We start from the raw sequence: 22,327 nt of genomic DNA, 5'->3' as shown, positions 1-22,327 counted from the left end.
GAACAAAACAGTATAGTGCAGGATACTAAAAACTTATAAAAGTTTTTACTTGCAGTTATATTAACTTATAAATCATAATAAAATGAAAAAACAATTACTTAAATTAACATTATTAGCTCTTGTGGTGTTCTTTAGTGCATCTACATTACAAGCACAAGCATTATACACTGTAGAAGGCACTTACAAGATTTCAACATCTGGTTTAACGGAAAATCTTTACATGACAATTGATCTAACTAATAATGGAGGTAATGGTCCTTTTGTAGTATGGAAAAAAGAGATAGAGGGAGATCATGAATCACAACTTTTTAACATATTAAATCACAGAACTCCTGCAGACCCAGGGTTGGTGGAAATTACAGCAAATGTTGATGGCATAGGTATGGTTACCTTATGTACAGCTGATGATTCAACACACCCTGCAATAACGCTTACTGTTAAACCTGGTGCACCTAAAAGTGTAGCATTTGATAATTCAGATCCAGATCCAGATCTATGGATTTATTCTCAAGATTTTTCAGGCTTAGACCAGTTTCAAAGAAGAAAAGCTAAAGTTAATGCAGAAGGTCTTGCTGATGCTACTGGATCTAACCCATCAGCTGGAAACAACGCTTTGTTTATAAAAAACACCCAAGGAGGAAATTCAAGATATGGTGTAATACCAGCTGCAGAAGGTGATCTAGTTCAGTTTGATGGTGCAGGTATTGATGTGATTCAATATCATCTTGTAGAAGAAGCAGTAGCAAGTGTAAATACGTTTGGCTTAAATGCATTTACAGTTTCTAACCCAGTTAACAACCAATTAACTATTAAAGGAGCTACTAACAAAGTACAAGAAATTTCTTTATATTCTGTACTAGGTAATCAAGTATTGTCAAAAAGAATTGATAACACTAATAAAGATATTACTTTAAATGTAAATTCACTTTCAACTGGTTTATATATTTTAAAAATGGTTGGTTTAAATGGTGAAAAATTCTCAAAAAAAATAATCAAACAATAATTTTTATTTAGCAAACAAATAAAATAGTTTAAAACCATTCTACTTTTTCACAAAAGTTAGAATGGTTTTTTTTTACTTAAATATTAAATTTATGAAAAGATTAGCTTTTAAAATGAAGTTAAATAAAGGGCAAAAAGAAGCTTATACCAAACGTCATAATGAGCTTTGGCCAGAATTAAAAAAATTATTGAAAGATAATGGGGTAAGTGAATATTCTATTTTTTTCGATGAAGAAACCCATACCCTTTTTGCATTTCAGAAAGTTTCTGGTTCAGGTGGTTCTCAAGATTTATCATCTAATGAAATTGTAAAAAAATGGTGGAATTTTATGGCTGACATCATGGAAGTAAATCCTGACAACTCCCCTATTTCAGTTCCTTTAGATGAGGTTTTTTACATGCCGTAATTAACCTGTAAAACGTTTTTTATCAGGACACAACAAGATGCATTTTCCAACTTTCAAATTTATCTTTATATGACATTAGATTAATTAAATTGAATATGAACAAAATTACTTTTAATAAACATAGAATAGCATTGTATTTACTACTTTTAGTTGGTTGCTATTCATTTTCACAAGTTACTTTTGAAAAAGAAGTAAAAATAACAGATTTAGGTCTACATTTTGATGGGGATAAAGTGGGAAGTACAGCTTCTAATACAGGAGATAATGCAGCTTATGATTTTTTCTTTGGCAGAAGCATTTCTGCACATGGAGATTGTATAAAAACGTACGGAAAGTATGTTTTTATGACTTGGTATAGAGGAGGAAAAGCAGATCGTCATGTAATGCTAACTCGTTATAATACAGAAACAGGCACAAGTGTAGATATCGAATTTCCTCACAGACATACTGGCTATCAAAATAAATATTGGATAGGAGAATCTCACAATACAATTGCAGTTGCTATAAGTTCTTTAGATGGTACAATCCATCTGGTTTATGACATGCATGCATACAGTAATACAAGACCCTCTGATGGCAGTTTAAGTGATGATTATTTTAGGTATAGTTACTCTGTAAAAAATGCGGCATTAGTTTCTGATGATGAGTTTACCTTAGATAAATTTGTAAAGAATACCAATGGAGGTTATAAACATTTAAGTTTAAATAGTAGGAAATCAGGTTATCCAGATGAAGAATACTCAAAATACGCAGCTTTAACTTATCCTCAGTTTTTTACAAACGATTCTGGTGATATATTTATGTACATGCGTGAAGGAGGAAATAACAATGGGGCTTACAAATTTTCTAAATATGATGCAAACACTTCTGTTTGGTCAGATTTTACGCATTTTAATGTTTTAAATGCCAAAAGTCAATCTGGGGTTGACTACAATTGGGGTTTGTATGGAAATATGAAATATGTTAATGGAAAAATTAGAGTAGGTTTTCAAAGAAGATCTGCAAATAATAACGATAAATACCAATATCAAAATGGGGTTTATTATGCCTATTCTGATGATCAAAACGGTTTTTCGGATTGGAAAAATCATACAGGCGAATCTTTTTCTTTACCTCTTTATGATGCTGATAAAATAAAGGTGATGGAACCTGGCGATTACGTTTCTACAACGCAAACAAGCAAAGTTTACATTGTTGGAGATTTTGATTGGACAGTTACTGCAAATGGAGATGTTCACATTATTAGCAAAGTAAAAGATAACGAAAATAATGTAACCAAATATTTACATACTTACAAACCTTCTGGTGCTTCAGAATTTATCACTACAGAAGATTTTGCTGGTGGTACTTCTATTTATACAGCAGGTAATGATGTTTTTATTATAGGTCTTAAAAACAATAGAATTTTTGTTCAAAAAACAGAAGGAGGTACAAATAATTTTCAAACGGTTTATCAGGCTACTTCAGGAAAAACTTTTGATCATGGTAGAGTGCATATTGCAAATGGTAAACTGTATTACTATTTAATGGAGAAAAAATCGGGTAGTGCTCAGCCTTTATATCTTCAAATAATAGATTTAGGTATTGTAAAAGATTCATTCAGAGTAAATCTTTCTTCTCCTTTTGATGGTGAAACGTATTATGTTGACGATACAATTCAATTATCAGCAAATGCTATTGATCAAAATGGGAGTATATCTAAAGTTGAATTTAGTGTAAACGGAACTGTCGTTGATGAAGATTTTACAGAACCTTATTCAATAGACTGGACAGTTACCCAAGAAGGTGCATATAACATTAAAGCTGTGGCATATAATGCAGATAATAATACTGTAACTTCTAATGAAATTACAATTAATGCAGTTCTGTTTGATCCAACAGATTTATCAGATAAAATATATCGACTAAAAAACGTAGCCACAGGTAAGTATTTAAAATCATCTGGTGCTAATGTTGTAGCCAGCGATTACATTGTTAACGATGATTCTTTAAACTGGAAATTTGTTGATACCAATATTGCAACCTCTGCGTATTACAACTTAGATAGCGAAGTTAATGGTGTTTTAAGAGGGGCAGGTTCTGGTGCAGGAAATGCTATTATAAGCACAAGTAGAGCTGCACCTAATACAGATGTAGATAAAGTGTGGACATCTTACTACATAGAGGCTGAAGATGTGTATAGATTTGCCGTAAAAGATGGTAATAATTACCTGTATCATCAAGATGATAATCAGTTTTACAATATTGTTTCAGAGTCTAATGACGCTAGAAGTAAATGGAAGCTAGAATTAGCAAGTAACACACCACTTAGTGTAGAAGATAATATGGTAAAATCAACATCAATTAACTTATTTCCTAATCCTACAAAAGGTGAGTTTACACTGCAATTTACAGGGTTTAATAATGCTAAGGTTGTTATATACGATGTTTTAGGTAAATCTATTTATAGTAAAAATATAAGTAAGAATCGTATTCAAATAAATAATGATACTAAATTTAAATCAGGTATTTATTTAGTGAAAGTTGTTGATGAATTAAGAAATACGTATTTTAAAAAGTTGATCATTAAATAAAAACATTAAGCTTCAATAAGTTTTTAGAAATTAAAAACAACTTTTTATTAAAATTATTTAGCTCAAACTAAATTCAGATGAATAAAAAATTAATCTTTAATATTTATACTGTAATATTAGTAAACTTAGTCTGCTTAAGTTTAACATCTTGTGAGCAAAATAAAAATCTAGAAAAAGCAAATAATTTAACAATATCAGAAGGTTTTAAAAACCCAATAGGTTTTTATAACCCCAAACCTACTTTTTCTTGGCAATTGCCAGTTTTAGAAAACATAAAATCGCAATCTGCTTATCAAATTGTGGTAGCTTCTTCTCAAGAGTTATTACCAAATAATGCTGATTTGTGGGATTCTAAAAAACAAGAAACTGCACAATCTACTTTTATAAGTTATAAAGGAAAGCAATTACAATCACGTCAAAAAGTATTTTGGCAAGTCCGTTTTTGGAATCAAGATAAAAAAGCATCAGAATGGAGTGATATCAATTTATTCGAACTTGGTTTATTAAATAATTCGGATTGGAAAGCAAAGTGGATAGGATTAGATACTGCAAAAGATAGTATCAAAGGAGTTCGTAAATTTTTAATGCACAGACCTCAATATTTACGAAAAGGTTTTGAATTAAATTCTGAGGTAGAAAAAGCTAGATTATACATCACTTCAAAAGGTGTTTTTGATGTGCATTTAAATGGAAAAGACATTAGTGATGATGTGTTAACTCCAGGTTGGACACCCTACAATAAGCGAATTGAAACACTAGCTTACGATGTAACAAATATGCTATCTTCAGGAAAAAATGCAATAGCTGTTGAATTGGCTTCTGGATGGCATTCAGGTAGAATAAGTAGAGGAAAAGCAGTTTACGAAAATTTTGCTTCTCCTAAAGTTTTATGTCAATTAGAAATTACCTTAAAAGATGGCTCTAAAAAAATAATTATTTCTGATGAAACTTGGAAAGGAACCACAAATGGCCCTATTAGATTGGCAGGTTTGTACGATGGTGAAGTGTATGATGCAAATTTAGAAATGCCAAACTGGAATACAGCAACTTTTAAAGATACATCTTGGAAAAATACAGAAATAGAAGCCATTGCAGATAGTGTAAAATTAGAGCCAAAGCGTCATACAGCCGTAAAAAAAATGAGTGTTTTAGAGGATGTAACAATTGTATCAACTACAAAATCTTCTGCAATATTCGATTTAAAACAAAACATGGTAGGTGTTCCAAAAGTAACTGTTCCTATGAAAAAAGGAGATACTTTAACCATTCGTTTTTCAGAAATGTTATTGTCAGACAATACGTTTTATACCAAAAACTATCGTTCTGCAAAATCTACAGATTATTACATTTCCTCAAAAAATGGCGTTATAGAATACACACCAAAATTCACGTTTCATGGTTTTCAATTTGTAGAATTATCAGGTTTTGATAATTCAGTAAACCCCAATCCTAGTTGGATAAAAGGAGTCGTACAACATTCTGATTTTGAAAAAAATGGAACATTTACTTCTTCTCACGATAAGTTAAATCAACTACAAAGCAACATTACTTGGGGTTTACGAGATAATTTGTTAGACATTCCAACAGATTGCCCACAACGTGATGAACGTTTAGGATGGACAGGAGATGCACAAGTAATTGCACCAACAGCTTTGTATAATTTTAAAATGCATGCCTTTTGGACAGCTTGGTTACAAAGTATGCGAGAAACGCAATCTGAGCACGAAAATGGTTTGGTGCCTTTTATCATACCAGATGTGCTCCAAAATAACAGAGCAAGTTCTGGTTGGGGTGATGCCTGTGTTATTATTCCTTGGGATATTTATAATACTACAGGAGATAAAACAGTGTTAGAAGAAAATTTTGAAATGGCTAAAAAATGGGTGGGTTATTACCAATCTAAATCAAATAATTACATTCCAACCATACATTCTTTTAGAGATTGGTTGCAACCATATCCAACAAAAGGTGGTAAAATGGGAAATAGAGGTGATACACCAGGCAGTTTTGTAAATACCGCTTATTTTGCACATTCAGCGCACTTAGTTTCTAAAATTGCAGGAGTTTTAGGTAAAAAAGATGATGAAAAAAAATATAAAAATTTATATAAAGAAATCGCTTTAGCTTTTGAAAACAAGTTTTTTGATAAGAACGGAAAATATCAAAATAAAAAGCAAACGCAAACCACTTATTTACTCGCGATATATTTTGACTTGCTAAAACCAGAAACCAAAGTAAAAGCCCAAAAACATTTGCTAGAAACTATTAAAAATGCAGATAATCACTTAGGGACAGGATTTTTAGGAACCCCAATTTTACCTAAAGTTTTAGATGATATGGGCGAGATTGAATTGATGTATACAATCTTGTTTAAAGAAACCTATCCTTCTTGGTTTTATTCTATAAATCAAGGAGCAACCACAATGTGGGAACGTTGGAATAGCTTTAGTAAAGAAAGTGGTTACAATCCACAAAGTATGAACAGTTTAAATCATTATGCTTATGGTGCTGTTGGCCAATGGATGTACGAACGAATTGCAGGATTATCGGCATTAGAACCAGGCTATAAAAAAATAAGAATTGCTCCAATACCTAATCAACCACTAACTTCTGCATCAGCAAGTGTGAATACACCATATGGAAAAGCATCTTCTTCTTGGAAGATTGAAAATAGTGTATTTTATTTAGAGGCAACGATTCCTCCAAATACAACAGCTGATATTTATCTTCCAAGTTCATCAAAAAGAAAAAAACCTGAGAAAAAAACAGTAATCGCTGGAACTCATCAATTTCAAATTAAATTAGAATATAATGAATAATAAACCTAACCCAAATACATTTCTAAGCATACTTTTATGTATTGTTTTTTTTAGTTTTACCTCTTGTGAACAAAAAGAAACGCTTGTAAAAGCAATAGATTTAACAATTTCAGAGGGTTTTAAAAATCCATTAGGTTTTTATGATACAAGCCCAACATTTTCTTGGAAATTACCAGCCTTAGAAAACAACAAAAGTCAATCTGCATATCAAATTGTTGTGGCTAGCAACCCAGATTTATTGCCAAATAATCCAGATTTATGGGACTCTAAAAAACAAAAAAGTGACCAATCAGTTTGGGTAAAATACCAAGGAGAAAAACTGCAATCACGTCAAAAAGTCTATTGGCAAGTAAAATATTGGAATCAAGATTTAGAAGTTTCAGAATGGAGTGAAATTAATCATTTTGAATTGGGTTTGTTAAATAATTCTGATTGGAAAGCAAAGTGGATTGGCTTAAATACCGCAAAAGATAGTATTAGAGGTAGAGAAAATGTGTTGATACATAAACCACAATATTTACGTAAAGAATTTGAACTGTCTAATGATGTAAATTCTGCAAAATTGTACATTACAGCAAAAGGTGTTTTTGACGTTTCTATAAACGGAGAAAATGTTAGTGATGATGCCATGTCACCCGGATTTACAACTTATGATATACGTATTGAAACATTAACCTACGATGTTACTAATTTAATAGCATCTGGACAAAATACAATAGGTGTAGAATTGGCTTCTGGTTGGTATTCAGGAAGATTACTATGGAATACCACACCTTGGGACAACTCTGTTTCTCCAAAAGTGCTATGTCAGTTAGAATTAACCATGAAAGATGGCACTAAAGAAATCATTATTTCTGATGAAACTTGGAAAGGGACAACCAATGGTCCACTACAATTTGCAGAAATTTATGATGGAGAAATTTACAATGCCAACTTAGCAATGCCAAGTTGGACAACCACTAATTTTGATGATAAAAATTGGACAGACGTAGAAGTGGAAAGGCTTGATAACAATGTAAAACTTGAACCAAAAAGGCACACTGCAGTTAAAGCAAAAATAGAATTAACTCCAAAAGAGATTACAGAAAAAGACGGTGCTATAATTTTTGATTTAAATCAGAATATGGTTGGTGTTCCAAAAGTAAGTGTACCTATGAAAAAAGGAGATACCTTACAAATTCGTTTTGCAGAAATGTTATCTCCAGATGGTACTTTTTACACTAAAAATTATAGAAGTGCAGGTTCTACAGATTATTATATTGCAAAAGAAGATGGTACTATAAATTACACACCTAAATTTACTTTTCACGGGTTTCGTTTTGTAGAATTAAGTGGTTTTGATACATCAAAAGAGCCAACTAAAGATTGGGTTACAGGTCTTGTTTTATATTCAGATTTTGATGATAATGGATCATTTAAAACATCACATACAAAATTAAATCAGCTACAAAGTAATATTGTTTGGGGTTTACGTGGTAATTTCTTGGATATTCCAACAGATTGCCCTCAACGAAACGAACGTTTGGGTTGGACAGGAGATGCACAAGTTTTTGGACCAACTTCTATGTTTAATGCAGATGTTTACAAATTTTGGGCCAGTTGGTTGCAAAGTGTTAGAGAAGCGCAGTTAGAAGATGGTGCTATTCCTTGGACAGTGCCAGACACAAGAGGTAATAAAATAGCAAGTTCGGGTTGGGGAGATGTAGGTACTATCATCCCTTGGAAAATTTATAGGAGAACAGGCGATGTTGGTTTTTTAGAAGATAATTTTGAAATGATGAAAGCATGGGTGGGCTATCATCAGAAAAAATCTAAAAACAATATTTCTAATATGATGTCTTTTGCAGACTGGTTACAACCTTATCCAGAAAGTGGAAAAAACACAGGCGATACTTCTAGAAATTTAATAGGAACTGCATTTTTTGCACGCTCAGCGAAATTAACAGCTTTAGCAGCCGAGGTTTTAGGCAAAACAGAAGAACAAGCAAAATACGAAGGTATTTATAAAGACGTTGCTAGTGCATTTGATACAAAGTTTTTTGATGAAACCGGAAAAGTAAAAGGGACTACAGAAACGCAAACGTCTTATTTATTAGCATTGGCATTTGATTTATTACCTGATTCTAAAGTAAAAAACGCCCAAGCCAATCTCTTGCGTAAATTAAAAGAAGCAGATGATCATTTACGAACAGGTTTTTTAGGAACTCCTTTATTGTCAAAAGTTTTAGATGAAATGGGACAAATAGATAGGGTTTACAAACTAATTTTTAATGAAACCTATCCTTCTTGGTTTTATTCAATCAATCAAGGTGCAACCACTATTTGGGAACGTTGGAATAGCTACAGCAAAACAGAGGGCTACAATCCAATGAGCATGAATAGTTTAAATCACTATGCTTATGGAGCAATTGGTGAGTGGATGTACGAACGTATTGGAGGAATCGCTCCACTTGAAGCAGGTTATAAAACAATAAAAATTGCCCCAAAACCAAGAAAACCATTAACCTCAGCCTCCACTAGTTTAGAAACACCTTATGGCAAAGTTTCTTCATCTTGGAAGGTTCAAGGAAATGAATTTCAATTGAGTGTTACAATTCCACCCAATACATCAGCAAAAGTTATCATTCCTGCAAATACAAATAAAGAATTGCTATTAAATGGTAATCAATTTATTGATGAGCAGAACGTGAAGTTAGAAAACAAGAGTGATGTAGTATTTGAATTATTTATACAACCAGGCACATACAATTTCACTTCAAAAATTAAATAAACTTGCATATTTAAAAAATGAAAATCAACTTATTATTCACAGTAATTTTAACTCTAATAATTGCATTATCAAGCTGTAAAAAAAGAATAAAAACAGAACTTGTAGCAGAGAACACAAAAATTATATCTAAAAAGCCAAATATCGTTTTTATTTTAACAGATCAATGGAGAGGTTCAGCCTTGGGTTATGCAGGAAATCCAGATGTAAAAACACCAAATTTAGATGCTTTTGCAAAAGAAGCTGTAAATTTTACAAATACAGTTTCTGTAACACCAGTTTGTACACCTCATAGAGCTGCTTTGTTAACGGGTAGGTTTCCAACTACAACAGGTATGTTTTTGAATGACATTCATTTACCTGCAGAAGAACTAACAATGGCAGAAATTTTTAAGAAAGAAGGTTACAATACTGCTTATTGGGGCAAATGGCATTTAGATGGTCATGGTCGTTCTACTTTTATTCCTAAAGAAAGAAGACAAGGTTTCGATTTTTGGAGAGCTTTAGAATGTTCTCATAATTACACAAAAATGCCTTATTATGATAATGAAAACACAACTTTAAAACACTGGAAAAAGTATTCGCCATTTGCAATTACTGAAGATGCAAATACCTATTTAGAAAAGCATGCTAAGGATGAAAATCCGTTTTTAGCCGTAATTTCTATTGCAACACCACATTATCCTCATGGTTCTGCTCCTAAGAAATATAAAGACATGTATCCTCCTGAATCGTTAACATTGAATCCTAATATTTCAGAGAATTTTAAAGAAAGAGCACGAAAAGAATTACAAGGGTATTATGCACATGCAACTGCTACAGACAAAGCTATTGGTACTATTATCGATAAAATAAAAGAATTAGGTTTACTAGAAAATACCATTATTGTGTTTTCTGCAGATCATGGAGAAATGATGGGTGCACATGGTGTAAAACCTTTTGTAAAACAATTGGCTTGGGACGAATCTATACGAGTTCCTTTTTTAATCAGCTATCCAAAAATAAATAGCAATAAAGGAAAGATTGTAAACGCACCATTAACCACTCCAGATATTTTACCATCTCTACTAGGTTTAACTAATAGTGAAATTCCTAATGAAATTGAAGGAGAAAACTTAGCTGAATTAATACAAAATCCAGACTCGAATATAGATAGAGCTGCTTTGGTAATGAATGTTGCGCCTTTTGGAGCGAATTATAAAGATGAACCTTATAGAGGAATTAGAACCAAGCAATACACTTATGCAGTTACTCCAAAAGGGCCAAGTATGTTTTACGATAATATAAAAGACCCTTATCAGCAAAATAATTTACTAGGCAAATCAGCATTTGCTGCAATTCAAAAAGATTTAGATGGTAAATTAAAGAAAGAACTTCAAAAAATTGGAGATAAAATTAGACCTAGAGATTATTACATGAAAAAATGGGGTTATAAATTTGACGATAGCAGAAGAGCCATTAATTGGTGGGATTGGAAAGATGGAAAAGGCAAAGTTCAATCTCCAAAACCTTTAAATTATTAAATATCTACTCTTTTAAAAATTAAATAATATGTATAAAATTATAGTCTTATTGCTAGTAACACTTAGTTTTTCATCAACTTATGCTCAAAAAGAAAAACCAAACGTTTTAGTTTTTTATGTTGATGATTTACGAGCAGAATTAGGTTGTTATGGCAGTGAAACAGCCATCACTCCAAACATCGATAAATTAGCAAAAGATGGAGTACAATTTAACAAAGCGTATGTGCAACAAGCTATTTGTGCTCCTTCTAGAATGAGTACATTAACAGGTTTGCGTCCAGAAACTTTAGGTATCTATAGTATTTTTACGCCACTTAGAAAAGTGCATAAAGAGGTGGTTACTTTGCCTCAACTTTTTAATAAAAATGGATATAAAACCATTAGTATTGGTAAGGTGTATCATCATAGTTCTGATGATAAAAAAGAATGGTCAACTTACTTTGCAAAAGAAGCTAACAGTTATGTAAAGTCAGAAAACATTGCATTAATGAAGCGTTTAAAAGCAGAAGGAGTAAAACCATTAAAAGGCCCCGCTTACGAGGACGCAGATGTAGCAGATGAAGAATATAAAGATGGTAGAGCCTCTAAATACGCTATAGAAACCTTACATAAAGTAAAAAACGATCCGTTTTTAATGTTTGTTGGGTTAAGCAAACCTCACCTACCCTTCAATGCACCAAAAAAATATTGGGACTTATACAATAAAAACGATTTTAAAATTCCATCTAGAGAGAAACCAGAAGGCATGTATCGTTTAGCATTAAGCAAATGGGGAGAATTAAAAGGCTATTATGGAATTCCTAAAGAAGGAGATTTAAATGATGAATTGACAAGAACGTTGATTCATGGTTATCATGCTTCTATAAGTTATATAGATGCACAAGTAGGTAAGGTAATGCAAACACTTAACGATTTAGATTTACGCAAAAACACAGTAGTCATATTTATGAGTGACCATGGTTATAAAATTGGTGAATATGGTGCTTGGTGTAAACACTCTAACGTAGAAATAGATGTAAGAGTGCCATTAATCATAAGCAGAGAAAACAATTTTAAAAAAAGAAAAACCAATAAGGTATCTAATGCTTTAGTAGAAAATGTAGATATTTTTCAGACTTTAGTAGAGATCTGCAATTTAAAAAACGCACCTATTACAGAAGGTAAAAGTATAGTTCCTGTTTTAAATAATCCCAAAAAGAAATGGGACAAAGCTGCTGCATATAGCGTTTATGCTAGAGGAAAAAAAATAATGGGTGTTACAACTACTAATGGAAAATGGAGATATACAGAATGGAGAAATTCTATTACAAACCAAATTTTAGGAGCAGAATTATATGAGCATAAAAACAGTGTATTGTCTTTTGTAAATCTTTCTGGAAACGAAAAATATGAAAAAGTTGAACAACGTATGAAAATACTTTTAGAAACTAAATTTCCAAGAAATACACCTTTTTTGCAAAATGATCAACCAAGAAAATAAATAATTCGATTAAAAATATCAATTTAGAGTAGAAAAGTGTTAAAAAACTTTTAGTTACCCTATTTCAGATTTTTATTTTTTTAAGCTATCCTATTTTTACTCATATTAAAATTACAAAATATGGTAGACTTAATTAAATTAGATCCTAACTCAGTTGTTCCAAAATATTTGCAAATTATAGATGCAATACTTTATAATATATCTGTAGGTAATATTAAAATTGGTGATAGAATTCCATCAATTAATAAACTAAGTCAAGATATTTATTTATCTAGAGACACTGTTGAAAGAGCATATAGTATTTTAAAAAAGCGCAATGTTGTGGTTTCCGTTCATGGAAAAGGAACCTATATCGTAGATACAGAATCAATTTCTAAACCTAAAATTTTATTTTTTGTAGACAAGTTAAGTCCATATAAAATGAAAGTCTATAATTCTTTTTTAGAAAAGATAGACAATAGCTCAAGAGTAGATTTACACAGTTACCATTGTGATGAAACATTATTTTTAGAATTAATGGAAAAATATGAGTCTTCTTACGATTACTTTGTAATAATGCCTCACTTTAGAACCGATGATTTAACACATATCAGTACCACCAAAAAAGTAACGAAAGTTATCAATAAAATACCTAAACAAAATTTAATTTTATTAGATAATAATAGTAAAATAGATGGTAATTTTAAAGAGGTATTTCAAGATTATGAAAATGATATATTTTCTGCATTAAATCAAGGAGCCAAAAGTATATCTAAATACAATAAATTAACTATAGTGTACCCTAAGACTTCATTTTATCCTTATCCTAAAGGGATTTTAGATGGATTCAAAAAATACTGTGTCCAAAATAATTTTAAATTTGAAATTATTGAGGAGGTAACCGAACAAACTTCAATAACTTCTAAAAGCCTTTTTATAACCCTAGAAGATAGTGATTTGGTAAAGGTGGTCAATAAAATAAAAAGTAGTAAGTATAAATTGGGTAAAGATATTGGAGTAGTATCTTATAATGATAGTCCCCTAAAACAACTTTTAGGTATTACTGTAATAACCACCAATTTTTCATCAATGGGAGAACATGCAGCAAACATGATATTGCAAAATAAAAAAGAAAGTGTAAAAATTCCTATTAATTTTATAGAAAGAGCATCTTTGTAAATAAACTACTTTAAATTCATTCACATAAAAAAGGAAGATTGATGTATACTTCCTTTTTTTTGTGAAGAATAGTAACAATTAAAATGTATTTTTTTACCTTAGGACAGATTTTATAGCCTTATGCTTTAAATTCTTTTTCATGAAGCAGAAACAATTTTTATTAGTATTTATTTTCTTCACGAACTTTCTATTGGCGCAAGTAAGTTACTATAACTTTAGAAATATCAATATTTCTGATGGCTTATCAAACAATACAATTACCTCAATAAACGAAGATAAATTTGGTCAAATTTGGGTGGGTACAGACAATGGACTAAACAAATATGATGGAAAAAATTTTACAGTTTTTAGAAATGTACCAAGAAATAAATATAGCCTTAGTAACAGTGAAGTATCCAACATTTTAGTAGATAAAAGTGGCTTTATTTGGGCAGGAACTTTTAATGGTTTAAATAGATACGACCCCAAAAAAAACACATTTAAAAGATACTACAAAAGACCTACAAACAAGTTTTCTCTTAGTAACAATTTAATAATATGTAGTTTAGAAATGCCCCAAGGTAATATTTGGTTTGGTACTGCTAATGGCGTTTCTATTTATCATAAAAAAAACGAACAATTTATAAGGCTTTTAAGAATCGATTCTAAAGAATATATTGGCAAAGTACAAGATATTTATCGCGATATTAAAAACACAATATGGTTAGCCACTGCTCAAGGCATAGTAAAAGTTAGTCAGGATAAAAATAAAAAATTTGTTCTCAAAAAATATGCTATAAAAAACCAAACTACAAATTTTAACGTGAATAGTATTTTAGAAATATCACCAAATATTATTGGTTTAGGTACTAAATTTGATGGCTATTTTCATTTTAATACCAAAACAGAAAAGTTCTTTCGCCCAAAAGATATTGACCTACCTAAAAACCTAGATGTTAGAGATTTAGTAATTGATAATGATAAAAATTTATGGGTAGCCACAACAAGTGGGCTTTTTATTGTTAATCCAGAAAATAAAACAATTGCTATAGCACAAAACGATGCAAAAAGTAATAGTATAAATCAAAATTCTATTCGAAAAATCTATAAAGATAAAAATGGTTTTATATGGTTAGGTACTCAAAATTTTGGTTTATTTACTTGGGATAAATCATATCAAAACTTCTTACATTTTAAAAATCAAAATATACAAAACAACATTACCAACGATATCGTGTCAGGTTTTAATAACAACATTTACTTTGCTACAGAAGGTGGTGTTGTAAACGTGGCAGATAAAAAAGGCAATATTTCTGAAATTTTTAGCATAAACAACACAGATAAAAATATAAATACGCCAATCAAATCATTATATTTTCACAATAATGGTGTTTTGTTTATGGGAACGCAAAACAAAGGCATTATTACTTATGATGTAAAGTTGAAAAAAATACGTACAGATATTATTTCGAAAGAGTTAAAAAAGGACTTAGAAAATATACTCATTAATGATATAAAAATAAATTCTCAGAACGATTTGTGCATTGGTACATTTGGCAAAGGGCTTATTATTTATAATTTAGTAACTAAAAAAATAACCAAACTTACAAGACCAGATATTGCAACCAACATAGTAAAAACCATTCATATAGACAAATACAACAACCTTTTAATTGGTGGCTTAGGTGGTGTTTCTGAAATTAAGTTCTTAAAGGATCAAACCACAAAAATTAACAATTACTTTAAAAACAAGCCTTTTTTAACACACAATATTAATACAGTTTACAAAGATTCTAATAACGTAAATTGGGTAGGCACTACAACAAAAGGGCTATATCGTATTGACGCTGCACAAGTAAAACATGTTAGAATTGCCAGACGAAATATTTTTTCTACAGTAAATTCTATTTTAGAAGAAGAAAAAGGTGTTTTATGGCTGAGTACGGATAGAGGAATTATTAAATACGATTCAAAAACAGGTAAGAGTTATTTATACAATCAAAACAACGTTATTGTAAACAATGATTTTAGGAAAAATTCTGGTGTAAAAATAAATAATCAATTCTATTTTGGTCACTTAAATGGGGTAACCACCTTTAACCCAAAAAAAATTATTAAAGTAAATAAAGTTCCTAAAGTAATCTTATCTGAATTAAAAATTAAAAACGAAGTAGTTACTATTGATGGAGAAAATGGTATTTTATCTCAAAGTTTAAAATATACTGATGTTTTAAAATTAGATCATAATAACTCTAACTTTTCTATTAGTTATGCACTTCCAAATTATTTTAATAGAAGAGGAAATCGATATGCCTACCGTTTAAAAGGCCTAGATGATGCTTGGGTGTTTACAAAACGAACTGAAGCCTTTTTTACACTTCAAAACGCAGGTACTTACGAGTTTCAAGTTAAAGCTGCAAATCATGACAATGTTTGGAATAATAAAATTACCAAAGTTAAAATAAAAATTCACCCTGCTCCATGGAAAACTTGGTGGGCATATACCATTTATTTCTTTTTACTATTTGCTATGTTCTATGGATTTATATGGTTTGTTCAATCAAAATCGAGATTAAAAGACAAATTAGAATTAGAATACATAGCCAACAAAAAAAATGAAGAGTTAAATAAAATTAAACTTCAATTTTTTACAAATATTTCTCACGAGTTCAGAACACCATTAACCCTTATTACTGCGCCACTTCAAAATATATTATCAAACTACACAGGCTCAAGTGAAATATACAGAAAGTTAAAAATTATAGAAAGTAGTACCAATCATCTTTTAAGATTAATCAACAGATTAATGGATTTTAGAAAGCTAGAAAGCAACCAATTTCAATTAGAAGCTGCAGAAGGTAACATCGTAAAATTTTTACAAGAAATATTTTTATCTTTTACAGAGCACGCAAAAGATGGAAATTATAATTATAAATTTTCATCTTCAGAAAACGAAATCTTAGTGTATTATGATCGATACAAATTAGAACGCGTATTTTATAATTTAATATCAAATGCATTCAGATATACTAAAAAAGGTGGAAATATTTTTATAACTGTAAAACAAGAGAATGATAGAGTTATTATAGATGTAGAAGATTCTGGAATTGGTATTTCAGATGAGTTTTTAGATAAAATATTCGATCGCTTTTTTGAAGTCGCGGTTCATAAACAAACAGATTCCAACCATATAAAAGGTACAGGTATAGGACTTGCTATAGCTAAAAACATTGTAAAACTGCATCATGGTGAAATCTCAGTTAAAAATATAAAACCTCATGGAGCAAAGTTTTCCGTAATTCTAAAACAAGGAAAACAACACCTCTCTGAAAATGAAATTATAAAAGGTTTTAAAAAAAGTGATGATGTATCACAATATGTAACTCAAATAGATTTACCTGAAATTCAAAATAACGACGTAGAAGAACTAACCTTAGAAGAAAAAAAATACACGATTCTTATCGTGGAAGATAATATTGTACTTAGATCTTTTATTAAAGAAATATTAAAGGAAAAATACAATGTTTTGCAGGCAGCAAATGGAAAAATTGCACTAAACATGGCCATTAAACATTTACCCGATTTAATTATTAGTGATGTTGTTATGCCAGAAATGGTAGGTACAGAGTTGTGTTCAAAAGTAAAAACAACAATCGCTACAAGTCATATACCTGTAATTTTATTAACATCTAGATCGTCCTTAATTTATAAATTTGAAGGGTTAGAAAGTGGAGCCGATGATTACATAACCAAACCTTTTATTTTAAAAGAATTTAAGCTGAAAATAAAAAATATTTTAGATTCTAAACAAAGTTTAAAAAACAAGTTTATTTCAGATAGTAGCTTAGAATCATTAGATGTTTCTTTAACTTCGTTAGATCAAAAATTATTAGAAAAAGCATTTCAAATAGTTAAAGACAACATTTCAAATCAAGATTTTAATATTACACAATTTTCAGAAGATCTTGGTGTGAGTCGTTCAATGCTTTTCACAAAAATAAAAGCCTGGGCAAATGTTACTCCAAATGATTTTATTCAAGAAATTCGGTTAAATCATGCAGCCAAACTACTAGAATTAAATAAGCTAAACATTTCAGAAGTTAGCTATAAAGTTGGCTTTAAAAGACCAAAATATTTTAGTCAATGTTTTAAGAAAAAATACGGATTAACGCCATCAGATTATACTGAAAAATTCAAAACAAACCTATAGCCCATAAAGTAATTAAGTCATTAAATTACAGAAAATTAATACATTATTATCCTGACAGTACAGGATTAGCTTCTCGTATTTTAATTTTAAGTTTGATTCCTATACTTTCAAATAAGAATTAAATGAAAAAAATACTACTTACATTTTTTTTTGTAATAAATATTAGTGCACATTATGCCCAACGAATTGAAACCAATTTCAATAACAATTGGCGTTTTATTTTAGAAGATAATGTTTCGTTTTCTAATGAAAACTTTAACGATTCTTCTTGGAAAAATCTAAACGTACCTCATGATTGGTCTTTCGAAAAAGGCGTAAGAAAAGGTGGAGATCAAGGTCAAGGTGGTGGTTATCATGATGGAGGAATTGGTTGGTACAGAAAACAATTCAACATTAAAAAAGAAAGCCTTTCGAAAGTTACCTACATCAATTTTGATGGAGTGTATATGAACAGTGAGGTTTGGGTTAATGGAAATCGTTTAGGCAAAAGACCTTATGGTTACATTAGTTTTAGATACAATATTTCAAAATATTTAAAAGAAGGAAAAAACACAATTGCTGTTAGAGTTGATAACAGTTTAGAACCTTCAGCACGTTGGTATCACCCTTGTGGAATTTATGCGCCTGTAAAATTAATAGAGGTAAATCCAACTCATTTTAAACCCAATTCAATTTTTATAAAAACACCTTCAATTTCAGATAAGAAAGCTACAGTTACTATTGATGCTGAAATTACAAGTCTTAAAAAAGGATTGAGATATAATGTGCAATTATTCTCTCCTTCAGGAAAACAAATCAATAATAATTCTGAAAAATTAAAAATAACAACTCCAGTTGTAAAATTAGAAGTTAAAAACCCACAATTATGGAGTCCAGAAACTCCAAGCTTATATAGAGTAGTGACTCAAATTCTAGATGGAAAAAAAGTAATTGATAAGATTGAAACTACTTTCGGATTAAAAACCGTAAAATGGGAAACCAAGACAGGTTTTTGGCTAAATGGCGAAAACGTAAAATTAAAAGGTGTTTGCGAACATTGGGAAGGTGGCCCAGTTGGAGGAGCTTGGACAAAGCCAATGTTACGTTGGAAATTACAGAGTTTAAAAGATATGGGGATTAATGCCATTCGTCCGTCACACAACCCAACACCACCAATGTTTTATGATATTTGTGATGAAATTGGTTTGCTAGTTATGGATGAAATTTTTGATGGTTGGCACAAAAAAGCACCTCAAGATTATGGTAAACAAGCTTTTGATGAATGGTGGAAACGAGACGTAAAAGAATGGATTACTAGAGATAGAAATCACCCAAGTATTTTTGTGTGGAGTTTAGGAAACGAAACCCACAGCCCAATTGCTCCAGAAATGGTTGAGTTTGGTAGAAGTTTAGATCCGACAAGAAAATTTACTTCAGGAGCAGGAAATCCTGAGGATATGGATATTACAGGGGTAAATGGCGGTTCTGAAACCAAATCGTTTATAGAAAGTAAAACTTTTGATAAGCCTTTTATTTCTACAGAAGCACCACATACTTGGCAAACCAGAGGCTATTACAGAACGCAAACTTGGTGGCGTGATAATGAATTACCAGGTACTTACGAATTACCCAATTTAACCGAAAAAGAAATCTTCTTTTACGAAGGTATCAATCCTAAAAATTGGAGAAATAGAAAGCAGAGTTTTAATTCGTCTTATGACAATGCAACTGTAAGAGTTTCAGCAAGAAAATATTGGGAAGTTGTTCGCGATAACCCTTGGCACAGTGGGCATTTTAGATGGACAGGTTTCGATTATTATGGCGAAGCTGGATTGGTTCACGGTGGTTTACCTTTCAATTTATTTATGGGCGGTGCTTTAGACGTAGCAGGCTTTAAAAAAGATTTATTTTACTTCTACCAAAGTCAATGGACAGCAGAACCAATGATTCATATGCTTCCACATTGGACGCATCCAAGAATGGAAAAAGGAACTATAATACCTGTTTGGGTATACTCTAATGCAGACGAAGTAGAACTATTTTTAAACGGAAAATCATTAGGAAAAGACAAACCAGGAACCGTTTGGAACGAAATGCAATGCGAATGGATGGTTCCTTATCAAGAAGGAAAACTAGAAGCAATCGCCTATATTGATGGTAAAGAGGTAAAACGAACTTCGTTTAGCACAAGCAAACAGCCATCAAAATTAAAAACAAGTCTTCAAAAATTACCAGCAGAAGATAGTTTTGAGGCTAGTTACATCATCACTTCAGAAAGTTTAGATGAAAATGACAACTTATATCCTTATGGAGAAAATAAAATCTATTACAATATTCAAGGGGATGTAAACAAGATGTCTATGGAGAATGGAAATCCTATTGATCCTACAAGTAGAACAAAATCAGATTTTAGAGCGTTGTTTTTTGGGAAAACAAGATTGTTTTTAAGAGCGCAACCAGAAGCTAAACAAGCATCAATAATTACAGGTGCAATTTTGGGTGATAAAGCCTTGTACACTTCAAACAAAATTTCTATTGAAGCGAAACAATTTAATGTAATTGGAAAATCGTCATTCTCAAATTTAGAAATTTTTTATACCACAAATGGTGAGAATCCAGAAACCAATGGAAAAGTTTACAATGGAGTTTTTGAGATTGCAGACAACACTACAGTAAAAGCCATTGTAAAGCAAAATGGAAAAGTAGTGTTAAGAATGGAGGAAAGCTTTGGGAAAAACGAAGGGTTGTTTTGGGGTAATGAACATTCTAAAGATATGTGGATTGGTAGAGGTGTAAACATTTCTGCAGAAGAAGCTATTTTAAAAGGAAGTGCCACAGCAAGTCAGGCAGCAAGACGTTTTAAAGGAAGTGGTTTTGTAGATTTTAAAGGTGAAGAAGGTTCTGTAGAATTTTATCAAGAAAATGATGGAGAAGGTGGAGATTATAGCATTCGTTTCAGATATATGCACAATAATGTTGGTAAATTACACCCAATGAAATTGTTTGTAAATGACGAATACATCAGAACTTTAGATTTTAAAGCTACTGGTGGATGGGAAAAAGAATGGAAGTTTGTACCAACAATTATTAGATTAAAAGCTGGTGCAAATAGCGTGCGATTAGAAACCACAGGAGAAAGTGGTCCTTATTTAGATGAAATGTTTATTGATTAATTGGAGATAATTTAGAGTTTTATGAATAGTAAAATAGGATTTTTTGAAAAGTTGACTCTTGTACTTTTCATAAGTATATATGGTTGCTCAAGCATCCAAAACAATACTAATAAAGTATCTATCATAGGTTATGAAAGTTTAGAAACTCAAAAAAAACTTCTTAAAAAAGGTGATAAAAAAGCAGTTGAAGATTATAATAAACTCATAACTAAAGCAGATAAATTACTTAACGTTGATGGTTTTTCCGTAACAAAAAAAACAGGTGTACCACCGAGTAAAAACAAACACGATTACATGAGTATTGGTCCTTATTGGTGGCCAAATCCTAATACTTCAGATGGTTTGCCTTATGTTAGAAAAGATGGAGAAATAAACCCTGAAACTCGAAATAATTATACAGATTTTGTTGAGAAGGATAACTTTTTTTCAGCAGTAAAAACGTTAAAAGATGCATTTTTTTATAGTGATGATAAAAAATATGCCAACAAAAATATAGCGTTCATTAATACTTGGTTTTTAGAGGAAACTACTAAAATGAATCCGAATGTGAATTTTGGGCAATACGTTCCTGGTAAATCAGAAGGAAGGTGTTTTGGTATTATTGAATTTGATGATCTTATAGAGGTTGTAAAATTTTTAGAATTAGCTAGAGATAAAAACATTCTTAGTAAAGAAATTGAAAATGGAATGTTCAACTGGTTCTTAGAATATAGCAATTGGTTGCAAAACAGTAAATTAGGAATAGAAGAATCCACCAGAAAAAACAACCATGCCACACATTATGATGTGCAATTACTAAGCATTTTAGTATATCTAAATAAAATTGAAGAAGTCAAAAATTATTTGTCTACCAAAACAAAAGCCAGAATTTTTAGTCAAATAGAACCAGATGGAAGTCAGCCTTTAGAATTGGCAAGAACAAAATCATTTTCTTACTCAGTTATGAATTTACACGGATTTTTAGAATTGGCAAGTATTGGTCAAAAAGTTGGTGTAGACCTTTGGAATTTATCATCTGAAGATGGAAGAAGTATAAAAAAAGGCTATGAATTTATGTTGCCTTATTTGATAAAACAAAAGGAGTGGCAATACAAACAAATAAAAGATAAAAAGCCTTCTGAAGAAAAATTAATAGCAGATTTAAAAAAGGCTCGTAAACTATTTAAAGAGGATGCTTTTGATGACGCGCTTGATGTTATTGAAGGAAGAAATACTAAAAATCAGCAATACATTACCAAAAAAAACAGCAAATAATCT

11 protein-coding genes are annotated in these 22,327 nt (G+C 30.9%); all 11 read left to right on the top strand.

Annotated features, from left to right (window positions below; genetic code table 11):
• Window positions 1-82: 82 nt before the first annotated feature.
• The 11 genes from SJY27_RS15105 to SJY27_RS15055 all read left to right on the top strand — a co-directional run bounded on the left by SJY27_RS15105 (window position 83) and on the right by SJY27_RS15055 (window position 22,324).
• Window positions 83-1,003 (top strand): T9SS type A sorting domain-containing protein, encoded by a 921-nt coding sequence (locus SJY27_RS15105; protein ID WP_397445699.1) that lies wholly within the window; start codon window positions 83-85, stop codon window positions 1,001-1,003.
• Window positions 1,004-1,094: 91 nt separating this feature from the next.
• Complete coding sequence (rhaM, locus tag SJY27_RS15100; RefSeq protein WP_397445698.1) at window positions 1,095-1,409, top strand: L-rhamnose mutarotase; 315 nt, start codon at window positions 1,095-1,097, stop codon at window positions 1,407-1,409.
• Window positions 1,410-1,504: 95 nt separating this feature from the next.
• Window positions 1,505-3,982, top strand: a complete 2,478-nt coding sequence (locus SJY27_RS15095; RefSeq protein ID WP_397445697.1) for a BNR-4 repeat-containing protein — start codon at window positions 1,505-1,507, stop codon at window positions 3,980-3,982.
• A gap of 77 nt (window positions 3,983-4,059) precedes the next feature.
• Window positions 4,060-6,801 carry a family 78 glycoside hydrolase catalytic domain gene (locus tag SJY27_RS15090; protein WP_397445696.1) on the top strand — a complete coding sequence of 914 codons (2,742 nt, stop codon included), beginning with the start codon at window positions 4,060-4,062 and terminating at the stop codon, window positions 6,799-6,801.
• Window positions 6,794-9,571 carry a family 78 glycoside hydrolase catalytic domain gene (locus SJY27_RS15085; protein WP_397445695.1) on the top strand — a complete coding sequence of 926 codons (2,778 nt, stop codon included), beginning with the start codon at window positions 6,794-6,796 and terminating at the stop codon, window positions 9,569-9,571. The genes SJY27_RS15090 and SJY27_RS15085 overlap by 8 nt, the downstream gene beginning before the upstream one ends.
• Window positions 9,572-9,588: 17 nt before the next feature.
• Window positions 9,589-11,091: a sulfatase gene (locus SJY27_RS15080; protein WP_397445694.1), complete on the top strand. Its 1,503-nt coding sequence runs from the start codon at window positions 9,589-9,591 to the stop codon at window positions 11,089-11,091.
• 28 nt (window positions 11,092-11,119) lie between these two features.
• On the top strand, window positions 11,120-12,571 hold the full coding sequence (locus tag SJY27_RS15075) for a sulfatase (protein ID WP_397445693.1): 1,452 nt from the start codon (window positions 11,120-11,122) through the stop codon (window positions 12,569-12,571).
• A 120-nt stretch (window positions 12,572-12,691) separates the two neighbouring features.
• A complete protein-coding gene (locus tag SJY27_RS15070) occupies window positions 12,692-13,729 on the top strand; it encodes a GntR family transcriptional regulator (RefSeq protein ID WP_397445692.1) in 1,038 nt (345 codons plus the stop codon).
• 139 nt (window positions 13,730-13,868) lie between these two features.
• Window positions 13,869-17,918 carry a two-component regulator propeller domain-containing protein gene (locus tag SJY27_RS15065; RefSeq protein WP_397445691.1) on the top strand — a complete coding sequence of 1,350 codons (4,050 nt, stop codon included), beginning with the start codon at window positions 13,869-13,871 and terminating at the stop codon, window positions 17,916-17,918.
• A gap of 122 nt (window positions 17,919-18,040) precedes the next feature.
• A complete protein-coding gene (locus SJY27_RS15060) occupies window positions 18,041-21,070 on the top strand; it encodes a sugar-binding domain-containing protein (RefSeq protein ID WP_397445690.1) in 3,030 nt (1,009 codons plus the stop codon).
• 21 nt (window positions 21,071-21,091) lie between these two features.
• Window positions 21,092-22,324: an alginate lyase family protein gene (locus SJY27_RS15055; RefSeq protein ID WP_397445689.1), complete on the top strand. Its 1,233-nt coding sequence runs from the start codon at window positions 21,092-21,094 to the stop codon at window positions 22,322-22,324.
• Window positions 22,325-22,327 lie beyond the last annotated feature (3 nt).

This window comes from Polaribacter sp. R77954 (assembly GCF_044595335.1).
Classification (GTDB): domain Bacteria; phylum Bacteroidota; class Bacteroidia; order Flavobacteriales; family Flavobacteriaceae; genus Polaribacter.
Note: the sequence above shows the minus strand (reverse complement) of the source record. Positions and strands in the feature narration are given on the sequence as shown.